The 21,783-nt window shown below is 69.6% G+C and carries 20 protein-coding genes, 1 pseudogene and 1 riboswitch; of the genes and pseudogenes, 16 read left to right on the forward strand and 5 right to left on the reverse strand.

The window, feature by feature from the left end; all coding sequences use genetic code 11:
* Positions 1–2,121, reverse strand: coding sequence for a RecQ family ATP-dependent DNA helicase (locus ABTZ89_RS07540; protein WP_351041423.1), 2,121 nt, complete (start codon positions 2,119–2,121; stop codon positions 1–3).
* A 101-nt stretch (positions 2,122–2,222) separates the two neighbouring features.
* Here ABTZ89_RS07540 and ABTZ89_RS07545 point away from each other — a divergent pair, with 101 nt between their 5' ends.
* The 5 genes and pseudogenes from ABTZ89_RS07545 to ABTZ89_RS07565 form a co-directional block, all read left to right on the forward strand.
* On the forward strand, positions 2,223–3,542 hold the full coding sequence (locus tag ABTZ89_RS07545; RefSeq protein WP_270949333.1) for a glutamate-5-semialdehyde dehydrogenase: 1,320 nt from the start codon (positions 2,223–2,225) through the stop codon (positions 3,540–3,542).
* A gap of 122 nt (positions 3,543–3,664) precedes the next feature.
* Positions 3,665–4,870 carry a cytochrome P450 gene (locus ABTZ89_RS07550; RefSeq protein ID WP_351041427.1) on the forward strand — a complete coding sequence of 402 codons (1,206 nt, stop codon included), beginning with the start codon at positions 3,665–3,667 and terminating at the stop codon, positions 4,868–4,870.
* Between the two features lie 28 nt (positions 4,871–4,898).
* Positions 4,899–5,120, forward strand: a complete 222-nt coding sequence (locus tag ABTZ89_RS07555; RefSeq protein ID WP_270949331.1) for a ferredoxin — start codon at positions 4,899–4,901, stop codon at positions 5,118–5,120.
* A gap of 345 nt (positions 5,121–5,465) precedes the next feature.
* Positions 5,466–6,074, forward strand: a complete 609-nt coding sequence (nadD, locus tag ABTZ89_RS07560; protein ID WP_270949330.1) for a nicotinate-nucleotide adenylyltransferase — start codon at positions 5,466–5,468, stop codon at positions 6,072–6,074.
* Between the two features lie 88 nt (positions 6,075–6,162).
* Positions 6,163–6,456: pseudogene (locus ABTZ89_RS07565) on the forward strand (YdcF family protein); the annotation flags it as partial.
* Positions 6,457–6,657: 201 nt separating this feature from the next.
* On the opposite strand, the gene ABTZ89_RS07570 reads toward ABTZ89_RS07565, so the two are convergent.
* Complete coding sequence (locus ABTZ89_RS07570) at positions 6,658–6,981, reverse strand: DUF6422 family protein (RefSeq protein WP_351041432.1); 324 nt, start codon at positions 6,979–6,981, stop codon at positions 6,658–6,660.
* A 460-nt stretch (positions 6,982–7,441) separates the two neighbouring features.
* Here ABTZ89_RS07570 and ABTZ89_RS07575 point away from each other — a divergent pair, with 460 nt between their 5' ends.
* The 6 genes from ABTZ89_RS07575 (at position 7,442) to ABTZ89_RS07600 (ending at position 13,038) form a co-directional block, all read left to right on the forward strand.
* On the forward strand, positions 7,442–7,618 hold the full coding sequence (locus tag ABTZ89_RS07575) for a DUF1737 domain-containing protein (RefSeq protein WP_351041435.1): 177 nt from the start codon (positions 7,442–7,444) through the stop codon (positions 7,616–7,618).
* Positions 7,619–7,826: 208 nt separating this feature from the next.
* Positions 7,827–8,222 (forward strand): ribosome silencing factor, encoded by a 396-nt coding sequence (gene rsfS / locus ABTZ89_RS07580; RefSeq protein ID WP_270952423.1) that lies wholly within the window; start codon positions 7,827–7,829, stop codon positions 8,220–8,222.
* Positions 8,219–8,833, forward strand: coding sequence for a histidine phosphatase family protein (locus ABTZ89_RS07585; protein ID WP_270952422.1), 615 nt, complete (start codon positions 8,219–8,221; stop codon positions 8,831–8,833). Before rsfS ends, ABTZ89_RS07585 begins: the two co-directional genes overlap by 4 nt.
* Positions 8,834–8,933: 100 nt before the next feature.
* Positions 8,934–9,794, forward strand: coding sequence for a DegV family protein (locus ABTZ89_RS07590; RefSeq protein WP_351041440.1), 861 nt, complete (start codon positions 8,934–8,936; stop codon positions 9,792–9,794).
* A 113-nt stretch (positions 9,795–9,907) separates the two neighbouring features.
* On the forward strand, positions 9,908–10,690 hold the full coding sequence (locus ABTZ89_RS07595; protein ID WP_270952420.1) for a ComEA family DNA-binding protein: 783 nt from the start codon (positions 9,908–9,910) through the stop codon (positions 10,688–10,690).
* Positions 10,687–13,038 (forward strand): ComEC/Rec2 family competence protein, encoded by a 2,352-nt coding sequence (locus ABTZ89_RS07600; protein ID WP_351041443.1) that lies wholly within the window; start codon positions 10,687–10,689, stop codon positions 13,036–13,038. The genes ABTZ89_RS07595 and ABTZ89_RS07600 overlap by 4 nt, the downstream gene beginning before the upstream one ends.
* A 78-nt stretch (positions 13,039–13,116) precedes the next feature.
* Here the strand turns inward: ABTZ89_RS07600 and thrC are convergent, their stop codons facing one another.
* Positions 13,117–14,382 carry a threonine synthase gene (thrC, locus tag ABTZ89_RS07605; protein WP_270952418.1) on the reverse strand — a complete coding sequence of 422 codons (1,266 nt, stop codon included), beginning with the start codon at positions 14,380–14,382 and terminating at the stop codon, positions 13,117–13,119.
* A gap of 12 nt (positions 14,383–14,394) precedes the next feature.
* Positions 14,395–14,528, reverse strand: a riboswitch (SAM riboswitch).
* Positions 14,529–14,624: 96 nt separating this feature from the next.
* Here thrC and holA point away from each other — a divergent pair.
* On the forward strand, positions 14,625–15,611 hold the full coding sequence (holA, locus tag ABTZ89_RS07610; protein ID WP_270952417.1) for a DNA polymerase III subunit delta: 987 nt from the start codon (positions 14,625–14,627) through the stop codon (positions 15,609–15,611).
* 123 nt (positions 15,612–15,734) lie between these two features.
* Here the strand turns inward: holA and rpsT are convergent, their stop codons facing one another.
* Positions 15,735–15,995 carry a 30S ribosomal protein S20 gene (gene rpsT, locus ABTZ89_RS07615; RefSeq protein WP_270952416.1) on the reverse strand — a complete coding sequence of 87 codons (261 nt, stop codon included), beginning with the start codon at positions 15,993–15,995 and terminating at the stop codon, positions 15,735–15,737.
* Positions 15,996–16,193: 198 nt separating this feature from the next.
* On the opposite strand from rpsT, the gene ABTZ89_RS07620 reads away from it, so the two are divergent.
* The 3 genes from ABTZ89_RS07620 (at position 16,194) to ABTZ89_RS07630 (ending at position 18,717) form a co-directional block, all read left to right on the forward strand.
* Positions 16,194–17,000 (forward strand): TSUP family transporter, encoded by an 807-nt coding sequence (locus ABTZ89_RS07620; protein WP_270952415.1) that lies wholly within the window; start codon positions 16,194–16,196, stop codon positions 16,998–17,000.
* 269 nt (positions 17,001–17,269) lie between these two features.
* Positions 17,270–18,133: an EamA family transporter gene (locus tag ABTZ89_RS07625; RefSeq protein ID WP_351041449.1), complete on the forward strand. Its 864-nt coding sequence runs from the start codon at positions 17,270–17,272 to the stop codon at positions 18,131–18,133.
* 203 nt (positions 18,134–18,336) lie between these two features.
* On the forward strand, positions 18,337–18,717 hold the full coding sequence (locus ABTZ89_RS07630) for a VOC family protein (protein ID WP_270952413.1): 381 nt from the start codon (positions 18,337–18,339) through the stop codon (positions 18,715–18,717).
* 38 nt (positions 18,718–18,755) lie between these two features.
* Here ABTZ89_RS07630 and ABTZ89_RS07635 read toward each other — a convergent pair whose 3' ends face one another.
* Complete coding sequence (locus ABTZ89_RS07635) at positions 18,756–19,739, reverse strand: adenosine deaminase (protein ID WP_351041454.1); 984 nt, start codon at positions 19,737–19,739, stop codon at positions 18,756–18,758.
* A gap of 266 nt (positions 19,740–20,005) precedes the next feature.
* On the opposite strand from ABTZ89_RS07635, the gene lepA reads away from it, so the two are divergent.
* Positions 20,006–21,783: translation elongation factor 4 (gene lepA, locus ABTZ89_RS07640; protein WP_351041457.1), on the forward strand; the 1,778-nt coding region annotated here is incomplete at its 3' end.

Below are 21,783 nucleotides of genomic sequence, written 5' to 3' on the forward strand. Positions count from 1 at the left end.
TCAGCTCGTGGTGGCGAGGGTGAAGGGCAGCACCGAGGGCGCACCGGCCTGCCGGAGCAGGCGGCTGACCACCGTGATGGTCCACCCGGTGTCGGCGTAGTCGTCCATCAGCAGCACCGGTCCGTCCAATGCGGACAGCTTCCCGGCGAGCTCCTCCGGCACCTTGAACTGCTGCCACAGCGAAGCGACGTGCTGCGCGCTGTTGGTGGCGCGGCGCGGCGTCGTGTTCGGGTTGGTCAGCACCTCGCCGAGCAGCGGAAGGCGCCCGATGCCCGCGATCTTCTGGGCCAGGCTGCGCACCAGCTGCGGGCGGGTCCGCGAGCCGAGGGCGACCACGCCGACCGGGCGCTGCCCCCAGTCCCACGCGGCCAGCACCTTGATCGCGGCCTGGAACAGGTCCTCGGGCAGCTCCTGGTCGGGTGCGCCGGTGGCGAGCAGTTCGCGGAGGCGGTTGCCCCACCCGATGTCGGTGAGCCGGCCGACGGCGCGCCCGGTGCCCGCCTGCTCGTCGGCGGGCAGCTTCCCGGACAGCGACACGCCCAGGGCGTCCATGCCGCTGGGCCACATCTTGCGCGGGGTGACCTCGACGCCCGGCCTGCGCAGCCGCTCCTCGGCCTGCTGGACCGCCTGGTCGTCGACGTCGCCGGAGTAGCCCGATCCGGTGCAGTTGTCGCAGCGCCCGCACGGCTCGGCGTGCGCGTCGTCGAGCTGTCGGCGCAGGAACTCCATGCGGCACGAGGACGTGCCGATGTAGTCGATCATCGCCTGCTGCTCGGACTTCCGCTCGGCCGCGATGCGCCGGTAGCGCTCGGCGTCGTAGTGCCAGGGCTCGCCGGTGCTCTCCCAACCGCCCTTGACCCGCTGCACCGCACCGTCGACGTCGAGGACCTTGAGCACCATCTCCAGCCGGCTGCGGCCGAGCTCCACGTGCGGTTCCAGCGCGGCCGTGGACAGCTTCCCGTGCTGCGCCAACGCGTCGAGCACCGCGCGCACGGTCGGTTCCGGCGGGAACGCCAGCGACGCGAAGTAGCTCCAGATCTCGCGGTCCTCCGGGCCGGGCAGCAGCAGGACCTCGGCGCGCTGCACACCGCGCCCGGCGCGGCCGATCTGCTGGTAGTAGGCGATGGGGGAGGACGGCGCCCCGAGGTGCACGACGAACCCGAGGTCGGGCTTGTCGAAACCCATGCCCAGCGCGGAGGTCGCCACCAGCGCCTTGACCTTGTTGTTCAGCAGGTCGGATTCCGCCTGCTGCCGCTCGGCGGTGTCGGTGCGGCCCGAGTAGGAGGCCACCTCGTAGCCCTGATCGCGCAGGTAGGCCGAGATCTCCTCGGTGGCGGCCACCGTCAGCGTGTAGATGATGCCGGATCCCGGCAGTTCCTTGAGGTGGCTGGCCAGCCAGCCGAGCCGGGCCTCGGCGGTGGGCAGCTGCACGACGCCCAGCCGCAGGCTCTCGCGGTCCAGGGTGCCGCGCAGCACCAGCGTTTCCTGCGGGTCGGTGTACTCGCCGCCGACGCCGAGCTGGTCGGAGACGTCCTGCACGACGCGGTCGTTCGCGGTGGCAGTGGTGGCCAGCACCGGAACGCCTTCCGGCAGCTCGGTCAGCAGGGTGCGCAGCCGCCGGTAGTCCGGGCGGAAGTCGTGGCCCCAGTCGGAGATGCAGTGCGCTTCGTCGACCACGAGCAGCCCGGCGTTCTGGGTGAGCTCGGGCAGGATCGTGTCCCGGAAGTCGGGGTTGTTCAGCCGTTCCGGGCTGACCAGCAGCACGTCCACCTCGCCCGAGGCGACCTGCTCCTCGATGTCGGCCCACTCCTCGGGGTTGGCCGAGTTGATCGTCGCGGCGTGCACGTCGGCGGCGGCCGCGGCCTCGACCTGGTTGCGCATCAGCGCCAGCAGCGGCGAGACGATGACGGTCGGTCCCTCGCCGAGCTCGCGCAGCAGAGCGGTGGCGATGAAGTACACGGCCGACTTGCCCCAACCGGTGCGTTGCACGACCAGCGCGCGGCGGCGCTCCAGGACCAGGGCGCGGATCGCGCTCCACTGGTCCTCGCGCAGTGTCGCCCCGGGTCCGGCGAGTGCGCGGAGTCGTTCGTCGGCGAGTTCGCGAAGCGCCTGTTCATCCACGCCCCGATTCCTACCGGACGGCTCCGACGTGCGTCGTCCGGGGGCTGGGACGCGCGGAAATCCGGTGTCTGACCATTGGGGGAACGGATTAGTCTGGGCGCGTGACCACCACTACAGACAGGGCGACCGGTGAGCAGCTGAAGGACCAGGTCCTCGACGCTGCTCGGCGGGCGAAGCGGGCGGCCGCCGAACTCGCGCAGGCCACCCGGAGCACCAAGGACGAGCTGCTGCACGCGATGGCCGATGCGCTGGTGAAGCGCGGGCCGGAGATCCTCGCCGCCAACGAGCGCGACGTCGCCAACGGCCGCGAGTCCGGCATGCCGGAGGGTCTGATCGACCGGCTGAGCCTGAGCACCGAGCGCATCGAGGCGATGGCCGACGGCCTGCGCACGGTCGCCGGGCTGCCGGACCCGGTGGGCGAGGTCGTGCGCGGCAACGTGCTGCCCAACGGTTTGCAGCTGCAGCAGGTCCGGGTGCCGCTGGGTGTGGTCGGGATCGTCTACGAGGGTCGTCCGAACGTCACGGTGGACGCCGCCGGGCTCACGCTCAAGGCGGGCAACGCCGTGCTGCTGCGGGGTTCGTCCTCGGCCGAGAACTCCAACACCGCGCTGGTCGAGATCCTCTCCGACGTGGTCGTCGAGCACGGTCTGCCCGCGGATTCGGTGCAGCTGCTGCCGTGCCACGACCGGGCCTCGGTGCAGCACCTGATCACCGCGCGCGGTCTGGTGGACGTGGTGATCCCGCGCGGTGGGGCCGGGCTGATCTCGGCGGTGGTGCAGAACGCGACGGTGCCCGCGATCGAGACCGGGGTGGGCAACTGCCACGTCTACGTGGACGCCAGCGCCGACATCGACACCGCGCTGCGCATCCTGCTCAACTCCAAGGCGCGGCGTCCCAGCGTGTGCAACGCCGCGGAGACGTTCCTGGTGCACGAGGACATCGCGGCCGAGTTCCTGCCGCGCGCGCTCGCCGAGCTCCACGGCGCTGGCGTGACGGTGCACGGCGACGAGCGGGTGGTGGCCGTGGGCGGCTCGAACGTGGTGGCCGCGACCGACGAGGACTGGGATGCCGAGTTCCTGTCCCTGGACATCGCTGCGGCCGTGGTCGACTCGCTGCCTGCCGCGGTCGAGCACATCCGCGAACACGGCTCCGGGCACACCGAAGCCATCGTGACCAGCGATGTTCGCGCGGCACGGCAGTTCACCGCGCAGGTCGACGCGGCGGCGGTGATGGTCAACGCCTCCACCGCGTTCACCGACGGCGGTGAATTCGGGATGGGCGCGGAGATCGGCATCTCCACGCAGAAGCTGCACGCCCGCGGTCCGATGGGGCTGCCGGAGCTGACCTCGACGAAGTGGCTGGCCTTCGGCGACGGGCACGTGCGGCCGGGCAGCGCCCCGGCGAACCAGAGCTCCTGCTGAGCTGATCGGGGGCCCGCGCCGCGACCACGGCGCGGGCCTTCGTTCCGGTTCCGAGCATCCCGGTTGCTGCGTACGGTGAATTCGTAAGCATCGCTTGCTAACGAGTCCACCGGGAGCTGTGCATGCCCACCACGGAACCGCGGACCTACCCGTTCAGCGAGATCGACGAGCTGGACCTCGATCCCCTCTACGCCCAACTGCGCGAGCAGGAACCGCTCAGCCGGATCCAGCTGCCCTACGGCGAAACCGCGTGGTTGGCGACCCGCTACGAAGACGCCAAGACGGTGCTGGGCGACCAGCGGTTCAGCCGAGCCGCGGTACTGCACCACGACGTGCCGAGGATGCGGCCGAACGCCCCGTCCGGCGGGCTGCTGACCATGGACCCGCCCGAGCACACGCGTCTTCGCAAGCTCGTCGCCAAGGCCTTCACCGCACGCCGCGTCGAACAGCTGCGCCCGCGCACCGAAGAGATCGCCAACGGCCTGGTCGACGGCATGCTCGAGCGCGGTGCCCCGGCCGACCTGGTCGAGGACTTCGCGCTGCCGCTGCCGATCACCGTCATCTGCGAGCTGCTCGGCGTGCCCTACGCCGACCGCTCGGACTTCCGGGTGTGGTCGGACGCGTTCCTGTCCACCACCAAGCTCAGCCCGGAGCAGGTCACCGACTACATCGACCGGATGCTGGGCTACATGGCCGGGCTGGTCGCCGAGCGCCGTGCGGAACCGGCCGACGACCTGCTCAGCGCGTTGATCGCGGCCCGCGACGAGCAGGACAAGCTGTCCGAGGAAGAACTGGTCCGGTTGGCGGCCGGGATCCTCGTGGCCGGGCACGAGACCACCGCCACCCAGATCCCCAACTTCGTCTACGTCCTGCTGACCCATCCCGAGCAGCTGGCCGATCTCCGCGCGGACCTCGACGGCATCCCGCAGGCGGTGGAGGAGCTGATGCGCTTCGTGCCGCTGGGCAGCGGCGCCGGATTCCCCCGGTACGCCACCGAGGACGTCGAACTGGGCGGCGTGCTCGTGCGCGCGGGCGAGCCGGTCATGGTCAGCGCCGCGGCCGCCAACCGCGACGAATCGGTGTTCAGCGATCCCGAACTGCTCGACCTGACCCGCCAGGAGGCCTCGCACATCGGCTTCGGGCACGGCCCGCACCACTGCCTCGGAGCCCAGCTCGCGCGGATGGAACTGCAGGTCGCGCTGCGCACGCTCCTGACGCGGCTGCCGGGGTTGGACTTCGCGACGTCTGCCGAGGACGTCGAGTGGAAGCGCGGAATGCTCGTCCGAGGCCCTCAGAAAATGCTGCTGACGTGGCAAGGTGACGAGTGATCTCCCCCATATCCGAAAGAGGTGGCGAATGAGCTGGTCGATCGAGATCGACGCGAATACCTGCATCGGCAGCGGCATGTGCGCCGGGGTCGCCCCGGATCACTTCGAGCTGGAGGAGGGCTACTCGGTCGCGAAGGAGTCGCAGGTGGAACCGGCTGACGAGGTGGTCGACGCCGCCGAGTCGTGCCCGGTCGAGGCGATCCTGGTCAAGGACGTCGAATCAGGCCGCGTGGTTGCCCCGGAAGAGTGACGCAGGACACATTCGAGGTCGCGTCATAGCCCTCAGGTCACGGGGTCACACCGGTGCGCGCCTGAAATACGGCAGCGCCCGCGAACCGAGGTGGGCCCCCAGCCGCCGAGGTTCGCGCAGGGCTGCGGGGCCCGGCTCAGGGGGGAGCTTGGGCCGGGCTCCGCAGTCGGCGGGGCCGTGCGGCCTGGCCTGGGAGGGGGGAGCCCCAGGCCGGACCACACGGTTGATGAGGGGCGTGGAGCCCGGCCTGGTTGAGGGGCTGGGCCGGGCTTCACGGGTGCCGTGCGACACGTCACGCCGCCCCAGCGAGCGTTGCGGGCAGATGCCTTTCTAGGCTTGGCAGCTATGTCTCGTCGCCGGATCGGGGTCATGGGTGGCACCTTCGATCCCATTCACCACGGCCACCTGGTGGCTGCCAGCGAGGTGCAGGCCCAGTTCGGCCTGGAACAGGTGGTCTTCGTGCCGACCGGGCAGCCGTGGCAGAAGAGCCACGAAGCGGTCAGCCCCGCCGAGGACCGCTACCTGATGACGGTGATAGCCACCGCCTCGAACCCGCGATTCCTGGTCAGCCGGGTCGACATCGACCGCGCCGGCCCGACTTACACCGCGGACACCCTCACCGACCTGCACGCCGAGTACCCGGACGCGGATCTGTACTTCATCACCGGCGCCGACGCGCTGGAGCAGATCCTGTCCTGGCACCGGGTCGACGAGATGTTCAAGCTGGCGCACTTCATCGGCGTGACGCGGCCGGGCTACTCGCTCAACGGCGCGCACCTGCCGGCCGGCGCGGTGTCCCTGGTGGAGATCCCGGCGATGGCGATCTCGTCCACCGGTTGCCGCGACCGCGTCCGAGCCGGGCTGCCGGTCTGGTACCTGGTCCCGGACGGGATCGTGCAGTACATCTCCAAGCGCGGCCTCTACCGCGAACTCACCCCGGAGTGGGGCCCGTAGCAGGGAAAACGCCCCAACGCGAACGGGGCCAGGTCGCGCCGGTGCAAATCCGGTACAACCTGGCCCCGTCGGCTAGCCGATCCGCGGCACGGTGCTGTTGGTGTCGCGTCCCTACCAGCAGCGTCGAGCGTTCGCCACAGCTAAGAAGATCTGGCCAGAGGTCGAGATCGTGTGCAGCTCGCAGCGCTTGCCGTTGGACGAGTACGTGCGTGCCATCGGGGACGTCAGCCGGGTGATCAACATGCTCGTTGGGGGCACCCAGCGCATCACCGTCTACGCGGAGCGCGGGTTCACGATCCCCCAAGACGTGCCGCCGGAAGTTGACGCCGCGTACCGCCGACTCGTTGACGCTGGCTACGTCTCCAGGCTTGTCCCCGCTTAGGGCGTCCGCCTACCGCAGCACTCGTGTTCAGAGTTTCTTTCCTTTCATCAAGGGCGGCCCCTGCGCTCTCGCTCCCAAGCCAGGCACGGCTTAGACCACGCGACGGCCGCCGGGCCTTCTCTGCAGGCGCTGCAGCGGGACGCGCGATAGGACCGGGCGAGCCTGGGGAACGCCCATCAGCCGAGCGGTCCCGACGATCATTCACGAGAAAAGGTGTTTTGACGACTGATGCCCACAAGTTCCTCCAGAACTGAGCACGGTCGAGCACCGGAACGGAAAACCATCACCGTTGTAGTGTGGACACTTGCAGACTCGACACGGACTTCCGAACGGGCCGTCGTCATCCCACTCATTATCTAGCCCGGCTCGCACCATCATCGCAGCGGCCTCGTTCTTTGCATTGATGACCAGTGCCGCGGCTTTGTCCAGGATCTCCGCTTGCTCATCGGTGAGATCTTTCAGGTTCGGAAAAGTAGACATCGTTAACCCCTTAACCGCCTTGAGGTCGGAGGCGCTCCTCATCATCCGCTTCTCCCCGTCTGGGAGAAATGGACCTCAGCTGTCCAATGGCGATCCTGTCGAAATGAATCCTTAATGGTCCTGAAGGCCCATTGTCGGGGTGTGTCGTCGGGCCGGAAATCAGGAGCGAGCCTGATGATGACATTTGCCGAGACCGCGATCCATTTCGGTCTTAGTTCGGGGCGAAGAGGTCGTGGATTCAAATTCCGCCACCCCGGCAGCCTGTCTCGGTACAAATCCGGTACAGCCGAGCACGACGACGGCTTGCAAACGATGACAACCGAAAACAGGTGTTTCTCCTGGTGACGGCACATCCTGCCGCTTTTGTCACCGGTCAGAAGGTCGCGAGGTGCAGTACATCTCGTAACGCGGCCTCTACTGCGGTTTCACCCCGGAGCGGGGTCCGTAGGTCGCGGTGGTGCGTACGACGCTGTCGGTTCGTCGGTGGGGCGCCTTATCGTCTTCGGTGTGGAAAAGCTGCGCTACCGCTTCATCACCGGTCCCCGATGATGCCGAGTTCTGCCGTCGGATCAGCGGGTTGCTGGAGGAGGGCTACGTCCTCCACGGCGGGCCGACGTTGACCTGCAAGGGCGACACCGTGATCGCCGGGCAGGCCGTGGTCCTGCCCTCCGATCAGGACTGATCCCGGTCCGGCTGCGGCGAACTTCCGTGGCGTTCGCCTCAGCGCATCGGCGCTGGTCCCGGTGCGGTTTGAAAACGATCGCGTTCTTCGGGCATAAAGGACGATGTGACCGGTGGTCGCGTGAGGTGGTCCGTCCTGGCGTGCTGCGGGCTGGCCTATCCTCTACCCCGGCGTGGGCGCACACCGGGCCCACCTCGAGAGGAGTGACGTGGCAGCCACTGAGAACGCCCGCCGACTGGCCCAGATCGCGGCGCAGGCCGCGGCGGACAAGAAGGCCACCGACGTGGTCCTGCTGGACGTTTCGGAGCAGCTGGTCATCACCGACTGCTTCCTGATCGCTTCGGCGTCCAACGAGCGGCAGGTCGTGGCGATCGTCGACGAGATCGAGGAGAAGGTCCGCGAAGCCGGCACCAAGCCGGTGCGCCGCGAGGGCGCGCGCGAGGGGCGTTGGGTCCTGCTGGACTTCGTCGACCTCGTGGTGCACGTCCAGCACGCCGAGGAGCGCTCCTTCTACCAGCTGGAGAAGCTGTGGAAGGACTGCCCGCGCATCGAGTTCGAGGACAAGGACGCGCCCGCGGCGGACTCGTCGGACGCCGAGGCGTGAGCCTCGACCGGCTGGTGCTCTGGCGGCACGGCGAGACCGACTACAACGCTGCCGGACGCCTCCAGGGACATCTGGACAGCTCGCTCACCGAGACCGGACGGCAGCAGGCCCGCCAGGCGGCGCCGGCGATCGCCCGGTTCTCCCCGGACATCGCGGTCAGCTCCGACCTGAACCGCGCGCGAACCACCGCTGAAGCGTTCACCGAGGTCAGCGGCACGTCGGTGCGGTTGGACAAACGGTTGCGCGAGACGCACCTGGGCGAGTGGCAGGGCCTCAGCGGCGCTGAGGTCGAGCACGGCTGGCCCGGTGCGCTGGACACCTGGCGATCGTCCCCGACGTGGGCGCCGCCGGGCGGCGAGACCCGCATCGAGGTCGCCGAGCGCGCCGCGGAAGTGGTCGAGGAGCTCGACCACCAGCACCGGGGCACTGCGCTGCTGTGCGCGCACGGCGGGCTGATCACCGCGGTGACCGCGAAGCTGGTCGGGCTCCCGCTGGAGCTGTGGCCGGGACTGGGCGGCATCGGCAACTGCCACTGGGTGGTGCTCAAGCGGCGCAGCGAGACCCACTGGCGGCTGCTGGCCTACAACACCGGGATGCCCGCCGGGAACTGATCCGCTGCTCGTGCCGATCGGCACCGCGGGTCCATCGCCGTTGGGCGCACTGCGGGCGAGCACTGATCGGATTCGGCGTGCGACGTCGTAGGGTTGCGGTGTGCCCATTGCAGTCGTCACCGATTCGACGGCGTACTTGCCGGCCGGATACGCCGAGCAGTACGCGGTGCGGACCGTTCCCCTGCACGTCAGCGTGGACGGCGCGGTCGCGGTCGACGAGTCGGACTTCGGCCCGGACGATCTAGCGCGGGCCTTCGCGCGAAAGCACCGGGTGACCACTGCGGGCGCGACGCCGCAGGAGTTGGCGAGCACCTTCCGGGCAGCTCTCGACGAAGGCGCCGACGGTGTGGTGGCTATTCACCTGTCCCGGCAGCTTTCCGGCACCTGGGACGCGGCCCGGCTGGCCGCCCGCGAGGTCGATCCGGAACGGGTGCGGGTCGTCGACTCGCGTTCGGCCGCGATGGGGCTGGGGTTCTCGGTGCTGGCCGCCGCCGAGGTCGCGAAATCCGGCGCTGACCTGGATGAAGTGGTGCGCGCCGCGACCACGACGGCCGAGCGGACCACCACCTTGTTCTCCGTGCAGACGCTGGAGTACCTGCGCCGCGGCGGGCGGATCGGCACCGCTGCGGCGGTGCTGGGCACGGCGTTGGCGATCAAGCCGCTGCTGCACGTCCACGACGGACGGATCGACGCGCTGGAGAAGGTCCGCACCACTACTCGGGCCATGTCCCGGTTGCTGGAGATCTCCTCGTCCGCAGCGGGTTCCGGCGCAGCGGCCATCGCGATCCACCACCTGGCCGCGCGGGAGCGCGCGGAGCAGCTCGCGGGTCGGATCCGTGCCGAACGCGGTGACTCCGTGGACTGCGTGGTTTCGGAGGTAGGCGCGGTGATCGGGGCGCACATCGGGCCCGGTGCGGTGGGCGTCGTCGTTCTCCCGAACGGGTGGCGTTCGCTCGATTGAAAACCTTTCGGCGGGCGGATTCCACACCATCGGGCTGAATCCGCGTCCACTGTGGTCGAATCTGCGAAAAATAAAGCTGCACAAGGCTTTTCGATTGCTCTACCTTCGTCGTCATGTTCGACGTACAAGCATTCCGCGCTGCTGGTGAACCCGACGAAGAACTCGATCCGCGAAGCAGGCTGCAATCCCTGGGGCGACATGCCGCCCGCGACGACGCGGCGGAGCGCGCCGGGCCCGGCTACTCGGTGTCGCCGCCAGAACCGGCGCCGCGCACGCGCATGCGCAAGTTCGCCGAGAGGTGGCTGCCCGAATCCCTGCTGAGGTCCAGAGTGGACCCCGGTCGAGCAGGGGTGCTCGCCCTCGCCCTGGTGGCCGCTGTGCTGCTGGTCGGGGTCATCGCGTTGACGTGGACGTCGCGGTCTGTCGCCGATCCGGCGCCACCGCCGGTCCTGCCGCCGCCGCTGCCGGCGACCAGCGCAGCCGATCAAGAACTGGTCGTCAGCGTCGTCGGCAAGGTCAGCAGGCCAGGTCTTGTCACGGTCGAGCCCGGCAGCCGGGTCGCCGATGCGGTCGAGGCCGCCGGCGGCGCGCTGCCGGACACCGACCTGACCGGGCTCAACCTCGCCCGCCGCCTGACCGACGGGGAACAGCTCTACGTCGCGGTGCCGGTTCCGGCGCAGGCCCAGCCGGGGAAGGGCGGCGACGGCAAGGTCGATCTGAACACCGCGACGGAGGAGCAACTCGATGAACTACCAGGCGTCGGCGAGGTCACCGCCAAGCGGATCGTGCAGTGGCGAACCGAGCACGGTGGCTTCGACTCGGTGGACCAGCTGCGGGAGGTCGACGGGATCGGGGGTTCGCGCTTCACCCGGCTGCGGGAGCTGGTGCGGGTATGAGCACCGGATTGGACCTCCGGCTGGCGCCGACCGCAGCCGCGGTCTGGACGGTGACGTTGCTCGGCCTGCTGGTCGGGTGGGGCACGGCAGCGGCGACGGCGGCGTTCGCATTGCTGGCGGTTCCGCTGGTGTGGCCGGTTTCCAGGGATCGGGCTTGGGCCAGGGGAGTGCTGGTGGTCCTGCTGCTGGCCGGTGTTGCCGCGGCCGGAATGGCGGTCCGGAGCTATCGAGCCGAGCACCACCCGGTGCGCCAGGCGGCTCAGCACGGCGAGCGGTTGACAGCGCGGGTGACCTTGACCAGCGCGCCGATCCCCTTGCGGGGACCGGCTTTCGGGACGCAGCGAGCGCAGGACCGAGCCCTGGTTCGAGCCACGCTGGAGACCGCTGACGTCGTCGGCCAGCGCGTGCGGGCCGGTGGATCAGTGGTGCTGTTGGTGCCGACCGAGCAGTGGCGAGAGCTCATCGCCGGGCAGCAGGTGACGGTCCGGGGCAAGGCTGCGCCACCGCGGTCCGGGGAGCTCACCGTTGCGGCGATGCAGGTGTTCGGAGCGCCGACCGAGGTCAGTTCGCCACCGGGTTGGCAGCGCGTGGCGGCGGACCTGCGGGACGGGCTGCGCCGCACGGCTTCGGCGGAGCTGAGCCCGGCTGCGGCCGGACTGCTGTCCGGCCTGGTCGTCGGCGACACCCAGGCTCTGCCGCCGGAGGTGGAGCAGGACTTCGAAACCGCAGGTCTCACGCACCTCCTGGCGGTGTCTGGTGCCAACCTGGCGATCGTGTGCGGCGCGGTGCTCGTGGTCCTGCACCTGATCGGCGCGGGACCGGTGCTGTCGGCAGCGGGGGCGGGTGCGGCTCTCGTCGGGTTCGTCGTGCTGGCAGGTCCGGAACCGAGCGTGCTGCGAGCGGCGGCGATGGGAGCGATCACCCTGCTGGCGCTGGTCCTGGGCAGACGGCGTTCGGCGCTGCCGGTGCTGTCGGCGAGCGTGATCGGCTTGCTGCTGCTGTTGCCGGAACTGGCCACGAGCCCGGGGTTCGCCCTGTCGGTCGCGGCCACGGCCGGGCTGGTCCTGCTGGCGCCGAGGTGGGCCGCGGCTCTGCGGGACCGTGGTGTTCCGATCGGCGTTGCGGAGGCGATCGCGGTCCCGCTGGCGGCGCACGTAGTCACGGCTCCGCTGATCGCGGCGCTGTCCGGGACCGTCAGCCTGGTCGCGGTGCCGGCGAACCTGCTGGCAGGTCCGGTCGTCGCGCCGGCGACCGTGTTCGGGGTGCTGGCAACTGTGGTCGCGCCGTTCTCCGGATGGCTGGCGGGCCTGTTCTGCTGGTTGGCCGCGCCGGAGCTGGAATGGCTGGTGCTGGTCGCGGACCGCGCGGCAGCGGTGCCCGGCGGATCGTTCGACTGGTTGCCCGGCACCGCCGGTGGTCTGCTGCTGGCGGGGCTGGTAGTCGTCGGCTTGATCTTGTTGCGCGGCAAGCGGTTCCGCGTCCTGGCATCGGTGGCGCTGCTGCTCGTGGTGCTCGTGCTGGTGCCGGTGCGCAGCGCTGTGTCCGGCTGGCCGGTTCCGGGCTGGAGCATGGTGGCTTGCGACGTCGGGCAGGGCGATGGGCTGGTGCTCGCCACCGGGCGGCCGGAGGAGGCGGTGGTGGTCGACACCGGCCCCGACCTCGAGCGGTCGGCGGCGTGCCTGGACCGGCTGGGGGTGCGTCGGATCGCGCTGGCCGTGCTGACGCACCTGCACGCCGATCACATCAGCGGACTCACCGGTCTGCTGGGCAAGTTCTCGGTCGGCGCGGTGGCAGTGGGGCCGCTGCGGGAACCGGCGTGGGCGATGAAGGAGGTGGTACGGGATACCCGTGCACATCGGGTTCCCGTCGTGCAGATGCAGTCCGGGCAGCGGACGAGCTGGCCTGGTCTCGTGCTCGACGTGCTGGCCCCGGACCCGGCGCTGGCCCGGACGCAAACAGCGGAGGACGCCAACGACTCCTCGATCGTGCTGCGGGCCACCACACCGGCCGGAAGGCTGCTGCTCACCGGCGACGTCGAGCTCCCGTCCCAGGGGAGACTGCTCGCCTCCGGGCTGGACCTGCGGGCCGACGTGCTCAAGGTGCCGCACCACGGATCCCGTTACACCACACCGGGTTTCCTGCACGCGGTACGACCGGGGACAGCGCTGATCAGCGTCGGCGACGGCAACAGCTACGGGCACCCGAGCCCGTTCGTGGTGGACACGCTCACCCGCGCAGGCACGAGAGTTCTGCGCACCGACCAGGAAGGAGACATCGCGATCCTGCCGGGCCCACGAGGTCCACGACACGTGTCACGAGGAGATCCGCTGCGCGCGGTCGACCGCTGAACTCCAGTCCTCTGTGGACGGGCGAGAACGCGGTGCCGCCGGAATCCCAGCGGCACCGCGCACTTTCCGGGACGAGGGTTAGAGCCCCAGAGCCTGGTTGACGGCCTCGGTGGTCGGCGCGACGGTGGCCTTCGGGCCGATCTCGTCCTGGACCGCGTCCAGGGTCTTCAGGCCGTCACCCGTGATCAGCAGGACCGTCTCGGCGTCCGGGTCGATCTTGCCGTTCTCGATCAGCTTCTTCGCGGTGGCCACGGTGACCCCACCGGCGGTCTCGGCGAAGATGCCCTCGGTGCGGGCCAGCAGGCGGATGCCCGCGCGCACCTCGTCGTCGGTGACGTCCTCGATGGCGCCGTTGGTCTTGCGGACGATGTCCAGCACGTACGGGCCGTCGGCGGGCGCGCCGATGGCCAGCGAGCGGGCGATGGTGTCCGGGCGCACCGGCTGCACCACGTCCAGCCCGTTCTTGTACGCGGAGGACACCGGGGAGCAGCCGGAGGCCTGCGCGCCGAAGATCCGCACCGGGCTCGGCTCCACCAGGCCGGTCTCGCCGAGCTCGTTGAAGCCCTTGTAGACCTTGGTCAGCTGCGAGCCGGAGGCGATCGGCACCACGATCTGCTCGGGGATGCGCCAACCGAGCTGCTCGGCGACCTCGAAGGCCAGCGTCTTGGAGCCCTCCGAGTAGTAGGGCCGGACGTTGACGTTGACGAACGCCCAGTCCTCGTGCTCACCGGCCAGCTCGGTGGCCAGGCGGTTGACGTCGTCGTAGTTGCCGTCGACGGCGAGCAGCGAGCCGTCGTAGACCGCGCTCATCAGGATCTTGGCGCGCTCGAGGGTCTTGGGCACCAGCACGACCGAGTCCCAGCCGGCGCGGGCGGCTGCTGCGGCCACCGCGTTGGCCAGGTTGCCGGTCGACGGGCAGGCCAGCACCTTGAAGCCGAACTCGCGGGCGGCGGCCAGCGCGACCGCGACCACGCGGTCCTTGAACGAGTGGGTGGGGTTGCCGGTGTCGTCCTTGATCCAGATCCGCTTGACGCCCAACGCCTTCGCGAGGTTGTCGGCCCGGATCAGGCGGGTACAGCCGGGGTCGGTGTTCGGGTGCTCCTCGACGTTGGAGGGCACCGGCAGCAGCTGCTTGTACCGCCAGATCGACCGGGGGCCGGCTTCGATGTCCTCGCGGCGCAGTCGCGGGAAGTCGTAGGCGACTTCCAGGGGGGAGAAATCTTCGAGCGAAACGAACTCGGGGGCCAGCGGCTGCCGATGTCCTTCTTCCTTGGACACCAGTTCGACGGCGTTGCCCAGGTCGAAGTTCTTGGTCCCGTTCTGGGCGCGGACGGCAGCAGTCATCGCGAGGTCCTCTCCTCATCTATCCCGCGGACGGGTCGGAATTGGCACCGCTTTCGCCGGTGACCTCGCGGAAGAAGACACGATTCGCCGGACGAACGGTTGCCGGGGCTTCACAGGGCCGTTCCCTCTGCCCCTCTGGATGAGCTATTCGGTTGTGGCGGCCACGCTAATGGATCCCACGCGGATCTGGCCAGGCCGATCCAGATGGCGGGATCGTCGCGGGTGCGTGGGACGATGCGGGCATGAGCTCACCGGCCGTGGTCAACGATCCGCTGCACCTGATTCTCGGCGACGAAGAACTGCTGGTGGAACGCGCACTGTGGGCCGCGGTCGGGGCGGCTCGAGCGGCGGATCCGGAGGCCGAGCTGCGCCGGGTGAAGGTGAGCGAGCTCACCGTCCCGGAGCTGGCCGAAATGCTCAGCCCGTCGCTGTTCGCGGAGGGACGGGTGCTGGCGGTGGAGTCCGCGCAGGACGCGGGCAAGGAGATCGCCGAAGCCCTGCTCGCCCACGCCAAACAGCCCGTAGACGGTGTGACGATGGTGATCGTGCACACCGGTGGTGGGCGGTCCAAGTACGCCAAGGAACTGCCCAACGCGCTGAAGAAGCTGGGCGCGCGCGTCACCGAGTGCAACAAGATCACCAAGCCGGCGGAGCGGGAGGCGTTCGTCCGCGACGAGATCCGCCGCGCTGGTGGAAAGGCCGATGCGGCCGCGGTGTCGGCGCTGATCGAAACCGTGGGCTCGGACCTGCGAGAGCTCTCCGCGGCGGCGACCCAGCTGGTCGCCGACACCGGCGGGAAGGTCGACGAAACCGCGGTGCGCCGCTACCACCGGGGCCGTGCCGAGGTCACCGGCTTCGCGGTCGCGGAGAAGGCCGTGACGGGGGACCGGGCAGCAGCGCTGGAGGCCCTGCGCTGGGCGGTGCAGCTCGGTGTTCCGCACGTGCTGATCGCCGACGCGCTGGCGGACTCGGTCCGCACCATCGGCCGCGTCGCCGCAGCCGGCGGCCGGAACGACCCGTTCCGCCTGGCCGGCGAACTCGGCATGCCCGCCTGGAAGGTCAAGAAGGCGCAGGCCCAGTCCAGGGGCTGGAACCCCAAGAGCCTCGCCGCCGCTCTCCAAGCGGTCGCCGAGGTCAACGCCGGGGTCAAGGGCATGGCCGCAGACCCCACCTACGCCCTGGAACGGACAGTCCTGCGCCTCGTCGAACTCCGAAACCAGCGCGCGTGAGCTGACGCAGGAGTACCTGCGGTCCGACCGGGCGCTGAAGCTACCCGAACCGTGGTGAAAACCGGCTGCAGGAAAGCAAAAGGCCCCTTCCCGCGTGGAAAGGGGCCTCAGCCGAACCGAAGGTCAGAGCTCGTTGACGCGCTTCGCCAGGGCGGACTTCTTGTTCGCAGCCTGGTTGCGGTGCAGGACGCCCTTGCTGGTGGCCTTGTCCAGCTCGCGGCTGGCGGCACGCTGCAGCTCGATGGCCTTGTCCTTGTCGCCGGCGGCAGCGGCCTCGCGGAACTTGCGGATCGCGGTCTTCAGCGAGGACTTCACGGCCTTGTTGCGCTGCCGGTTCTTCTCGTTGGTCTTGATCCGCTTCATCTGGGACTTGATGTTGGCCACTGTTCGCCTCTTTCTCGTCTGTCGAATCGATCGTGCCGCGCTTCATCGGCCCTGCCCGGGGGCAGGTTTCCTCCACGGCGGAACGCCGCACGGCACGGTCGACCATGTTAACAGCCGCGACCTGGGCAGATGTCGGCCGGGGCGAGAGCGATCACATAGCCTCGGAACTCGCCTCACCAGACCATAAGGTCGATCCTCGTGCTGGATGCCCTGAATTGGCCTGGTTTCGCCGATCTCTCGCTCGCCGGTCTGCTCTTCCTCTGCGCAGCCGCGTTCCTCGCCGGAGCGGTCGACGCGATCGTCGGCGGTGGCGGCCTGATCCAGCTGCCCGCGATGCTGCTGCTCATGCCCGGTGGCGAGGTGATCTACTCGCTGGCCACCAACAAGGTCGCGGCGATCGCCGGCACCACCGCGGCTGCCCGCACCTACGCCAAGCGCACCCCGATCGACTGGCGCGCCGCGCTGTCGATGGCGCTGGTGGCACTGCTGGGCTCGCTGGGCGGCGCGATGCTGGCCAACGCGCTGCCCTCGCACGTCCTCAACATCATCGTGCTCGCCGCCCTGGTCGCGGTGGGCCTCTACACCTGGCGCAAGCCCGATCTCGGTTCGGTGGACGCGCCGCGCTTCGAGCGCCGCGTGCAGCTGCTGGTGATGCTCGCGGGCGGCGCGGTGATCGGTTTCTGGGACGGCATCGCCGGTCCGGGCACCGGATCGTTCCTGGTGTTCCTGCTGGTCGGACTGGTCGGTTTCGCGTTCCTCACGGCTTCGGCCACCGCGAAGGTCGTCAACGTCGCGACCAACGTCGGCGCCCTGATCTTCTTCATCCCTGCGGGCAAGGTGCTGTGGGGGCTGGGAATCCTGATGGCGCTGAGCAACGTCGCGGGCAGCGTCCTCGGCGCGGTGCTGGCCGCCCGGCGCGGATCCGGTTTCGTGCGCCGGGTCTTCCTCACGGTGGTCGTCGGCCTGGTGATCAGCCTCGGCTGGAAGCTGGCCGCCGGGGTTTGAGACCCGCGGGTGTTCGCAAGAGCCACTCGCGCGAACAGGCGTGCCGCACGCCACAACATCGTTCAACCCCAGCTCCTGCGCGGCGTAGCATGACCGCTGGTTGTGCCTAGGGTTCCGCTCCCGCTCCGCCGCGACACCACAACCAGGGGCGTGGAGGTCAGGTCCGAGCGGCACCGACGATCGCGGAACGGGAGCGATCGCACATCTGACGGGACAAAAGCCTGGAGGAACCCGGATGCTGCGCGCCCGCGCGGCACGGAGAGGGTTCCGTGGGTCTGTTCGCCGTCCTGCTCGTAGTCGCCGCTGCGTTCGCGCACGCGGGCTGGAACTTCTTCGCCAAGCGCGCGGGATCGGCAGGCGCCGGGTTCGTGTGGCTGACCGCGGCCTGCTCGACCGTCCTGTACTTGCCGGTCGCCGCCGGTGTGCTGATCTGGAGCGGCGCGCCGCCGTGGGGCAACTTGGTGCTGGGCGTGCTGGTCAGCGCCGTGGTGCACCTGGCCTACTTCCTGCTGCTGCAGCGCGGTTACGCGGTCGGTGACATGTCGGTGGTGTACCCCCTGGCCAGGGGGACCGGACCGATGCTGGCGATGGTGATCGCGATCCTGGTGCTGGGTGAACGCCCCGGCTGGCTCGGCGCGGCTGGTGGGTTGCTGGTCATCGCCGGGGTGGTCGTGATCGGTCTGTCCGACGGCTTACCGCGCTCCGGCGCGAGCCTGGCCGGGGTCGGATTCGGCGTCCTGACCGGTTCGCTGATCGCGGTCTACACGGTGTGGGACGCCTACGCGGTGACGGGCCTGGCGCTGTCCCCGCTGCTGTACGACTGGGCGAACAATTTCGCCCGCTCGATCCTGCTCTCCCCGTACGCCGCCCGCCGCCGCTCCCAGGTCGCCGAGATCTGGCGCGAGCACCGGGCCTCGGTGCTCGCGGTGGCACTGCTCTCGCCGCTGGCCTACATCCTGGTCCTGTTCGCGATGCAGCTCGCCCCGGTCAGCCTGGTCGCCCCCGCCAGGGAGCTGAGCATCGTCATCGCAGGCCTGCTGGCCTGGCGCCTCCTGGGCGAAGCCCAACCAGGCCGCCGCATGGCAGGCGCCGTCGTAGTCCTCACCGGGGTAGTCCTCCTCGGCATCGCCTAACCGCTCAGCCCAGCAGCACCCCCCGCGCACACCGGATCCGCACAGCCGGCGGTCCCTGGCGGTCACACCCGCGCGGAACACCGCGTTGCGGGCGGCTCTGGAGTGCAGATCCTCCAGTAGCGCGAAGACATCAGATCCGGCGCTTCGCGATCGTCGGGCGAGCTGAATCGGCAGGGCTTCGTCCCGGCCGGTAGAAACGGGGCATGGATGTCTTGGCCAGCCGGTTGATCCTCCGGCCTCGGGACTGGGATCGGGCCGTGCGGTTCTACCGGGACGTGCTCGGGTTGGCGATCGCTCGGGAGTTCCCCGGTGGCACGGTGTTCTTCCTCGGCCAGGGGCTGCTGGAGGTGTCCGGCAGCGGTGGGCCGGGACCGAGCCCGGACCAGGTGCTCTGGATCCAGGTGCGCGATGTCCGCGCCGAGTTCGAGCAGCTGCGCGAGCACGGCGTCACCGTGCTGGCCGAGCCCGCGCGGCAGCCCTGGGGCTTGGACGAGGCGTGGATCGCCGACCCGGACGGCATGCGGATCGTGCTGGTGGAAATCCCGTCGGACCACCCGCTGCGCGTGGACGTGCGAAACCTCTGAAGGCGCCCGCCTCCGGGAGACGGAGACGGGCGCCTTCTTCACTTGATCTCGGCGATCAGCGCGGCGCGCTCCTCCTCGGGGAGGAAGGACGCGCGGAACGAGTCGGCGGCGAACTGGCGCAGCACCGAGTCGTCGAGGTCGAGGGCTTCCTGCAGTGCGACGAAGTTCTCGCCGACGTAGCCGCCGAAGTAGGACGGGTCGTCGGAGTTGATCGTCACCAGCACCCCGGCGTCGAGCAGTCGCGGCAGCGGGTGCTGGGACAGCTCCGGCACGCAGCGCAGGCGGACGTTCGACAGCGGGCACACCGTCAGCGGCGTGCGGTCGTCGGCCAGGCGCTTGAGCAGCGCGCCGTCCTCCACCGACCGGATGCCGTGGTCCACGCGCTCCACGCCGAGCACGTCGATGGCCTGCCAGACGTAGTCCGCCGGCCCTTCCTCGCCGGCGTGCGCGACCACGTGCAGGCCGGCGTCGCGGGCGCGGGTGAACACCGGCTCGAACAGCTGCGGCGGGTGGCCGACCTCGGCGGAGTCCAGGCCGATGCCGTCGATCTGCTCGAGGTGCGGCTGCAGCGTCTCCCAGGTCTCCAGCGCCTCCTGCGGTCCCTTGTCGCGCAGGAAGCACGCGATGAGCCGGGTGGAGATGCCGAAGCGCTCCTTGCTGTTGCGCAGCGACTCGGTCAGCCCGGACACCACCTCCGACAGCGGCACGCCGCGCGAGACGTGGGCCTGCGGGTCGAAGAAGATCTCCGCGTGGCGCACGCCCTGCTCGCGGGCCTTCGCCAGGTAGGCGTCGGTGAGGTCGGTGAAGTCCTGCGCCGTGCGCAGCACCGCCATCGCCAAGTAGTAGAGGTCGAGGAAGGACTGCAGGTCGTCGAAGACGTACCGGCGGCGCAGGTCGTCCACGGTCTCGAAGGGCAGCGCCACGCCGTTGCGCCGGGCCAGGCTGAACACCAGCTCCGGCTCCATGGTGCCCTCGATGTGCAGGTGCAGCTCGGCCTTGGGCAGGGTCAAGCCCAACGACATCTGACGGTCCTCCAAAGTTGATGTCCGGCGGTGTTGCCGGGCGTCAACGGTAGCCATCGGGCGGCGCGGGCCCGGCACCGGCGAAGCAGCCGGTGACCGAAAGCACGATCTGGGGCGAACCGGGCGAAACCGCGCATCCGGGCAGCTCAACGCCGTGCCGGCGGTGGTCGTGCCGGGGATGACCCGGAGTTGGGCATCGAGCACTTGGCGTGTCATGGGACGATGGGGTGAATCCCGCACCAGTCGACATCCGCGAGGAACACTGAGTGAGCAGTTACGCCGACACCACGTTCACGCCCCCGGAGCGGATCCGGAACTTCTGCATCATCGCGCACATCGACCACGGCAAGTCGACGCTGGCCGACCGCATGCTGCAGCTGACCGGCGTGCTGGGAGAACGCGCGTACCGGGCCCAGTACCTCGACCGGATGGACATCGAGCGGGAGCGCGGCATCACGATCAAGGCGCAGAACGTGCGCCTGCCGTGGAACACCGACGGCGTCGACCACGTGCTGCACATGATCGACACCCCCGGTCACGTCGACTTCACGTACGAGGTCAGCCGGTCGCTGGCCGCGTGCGAAGGCGCGATCCTGCTGGTCGACGCCGCGCAGGGCATCGAGGCGCAGACCCTCGCCAACCTGTACCTGGCGATGGAGCACGAGCTGCAGATCATCCCGGTGCTCAACAAGATCGACCTGCCGGCCGCTGAGCCCGACAAGTACGCCGCGGAGCTGGCGCACATCATCGGCTGCGAGCCGGAGGACGTGCTGCGCGTGTCGGCCAAGACCGGCGAGGGCGTCGAGGCGGTGCTGGACGCGGTCGTGCAGCAGATCCCGCAGCCGCAGGGCGATGCCGACGCCCCGCCGCGCGCGATGATCTTCGACTCGGTCTACGACACCTACCGCGGCGTGGTCACCTACATCCGGGTGGTGGACGGCAAGATCACCCCGCGGCAGCGGATCCGGATGATGTCCACCGGCGCCACCCACGAGCTGCTGGAAGTCGGCATCATCTCGCCGGAGCCCAAGCCCTCCGCAGGTCTCGGCGTCGGTGAGGTCGGCTACCTGATCACCGGTGTGAAGGACGTCCGGCAGTCCAAGGTCGGTGACACGATCACCGCCGAGCGCAAGGGCGCCGAGAAGCCGCTGAGCGGCTACCGCGAGCCCAAGCCGATGGTGTATTCCGGGCTCTACCCGATGGACGGCACCGACTACCCGCTGCTGCGCGAGGCGCTGGACAAGCTGCAGCTCAACGACGCCGCGCTGACCTACGAGCCGGAGACCTCCGGCGCGCTGGGCTTCGGCTTCCGCTGCGGGTTCCTGGGGCTGCTGCACCTGGAGATCACCCGCGACCGGCTGGAGCGCGAGTTCAACCTGAGCCTGATCTCCACCGCGCCGAACGTCGTCTACGAGGTGGAGATGGAGGACGGCACCGAGCTGACCGTCACCAACCCCTCCGACTGGCCGGAGGGCAAGATCAAGGACGTCTTCGAGCCGGTCGCGAAGTGCACCATCATCGCCCCGTCGGAGTTCGTGGGCACGATCATGGAGCTGTGCCAGAGCCGCCGCGGTGCGCTGTCCGGCATGGACTACCTGTCGGAGACCCGCGTCGAGCTGCGCTACACGCTGCCGCTGGCGGAGATCGTGTTCGACTTCTTCGACCAGCTCAAGTCCCGCACCCGCGGCTACGCCTCGATGGACTACGAGGAATCGGGCATGCAGTCGTCGAACCTGGTCAAGGTCGACATCCTGCTGCAGGGCGAGCCGGTGGACGCCTTCAGCGCGATCGTGCACCGCGACGGCGCCTACGGCTACGGCACGAAGATGGCCACGAAGCTGCGCGAGCTGATCCCGCGCCAGCAGTTCGAGGTGCCGATCCAGGCGGCGATCGGCTCCCGGATCATCGCCCGCGAAACGATCCGCGCGATCCGCAAGGACGTCCTCGCCAAGTGCTACGGCGGTGACATCAGCCGGAAGCGCAAGCTGCTGGAGAAGCAGAAGGAGGGCAAGAAGCGGATGAAGACCATCGGTCGCGTCGAGGT

The sequence above is a fragment of the Saccharopolyspora sp. NPDC002686 genome, assembly GCF_040295745.1.
In the GTDB taxonomy this organism is placed as follows: domain Bacteria; phylum Actinomycetota; class Actinomycetes; order Mycobacteriales; family Pseudonocardiaceae; genus Saccharopolyspora; species Saccharopolyspora oryzae.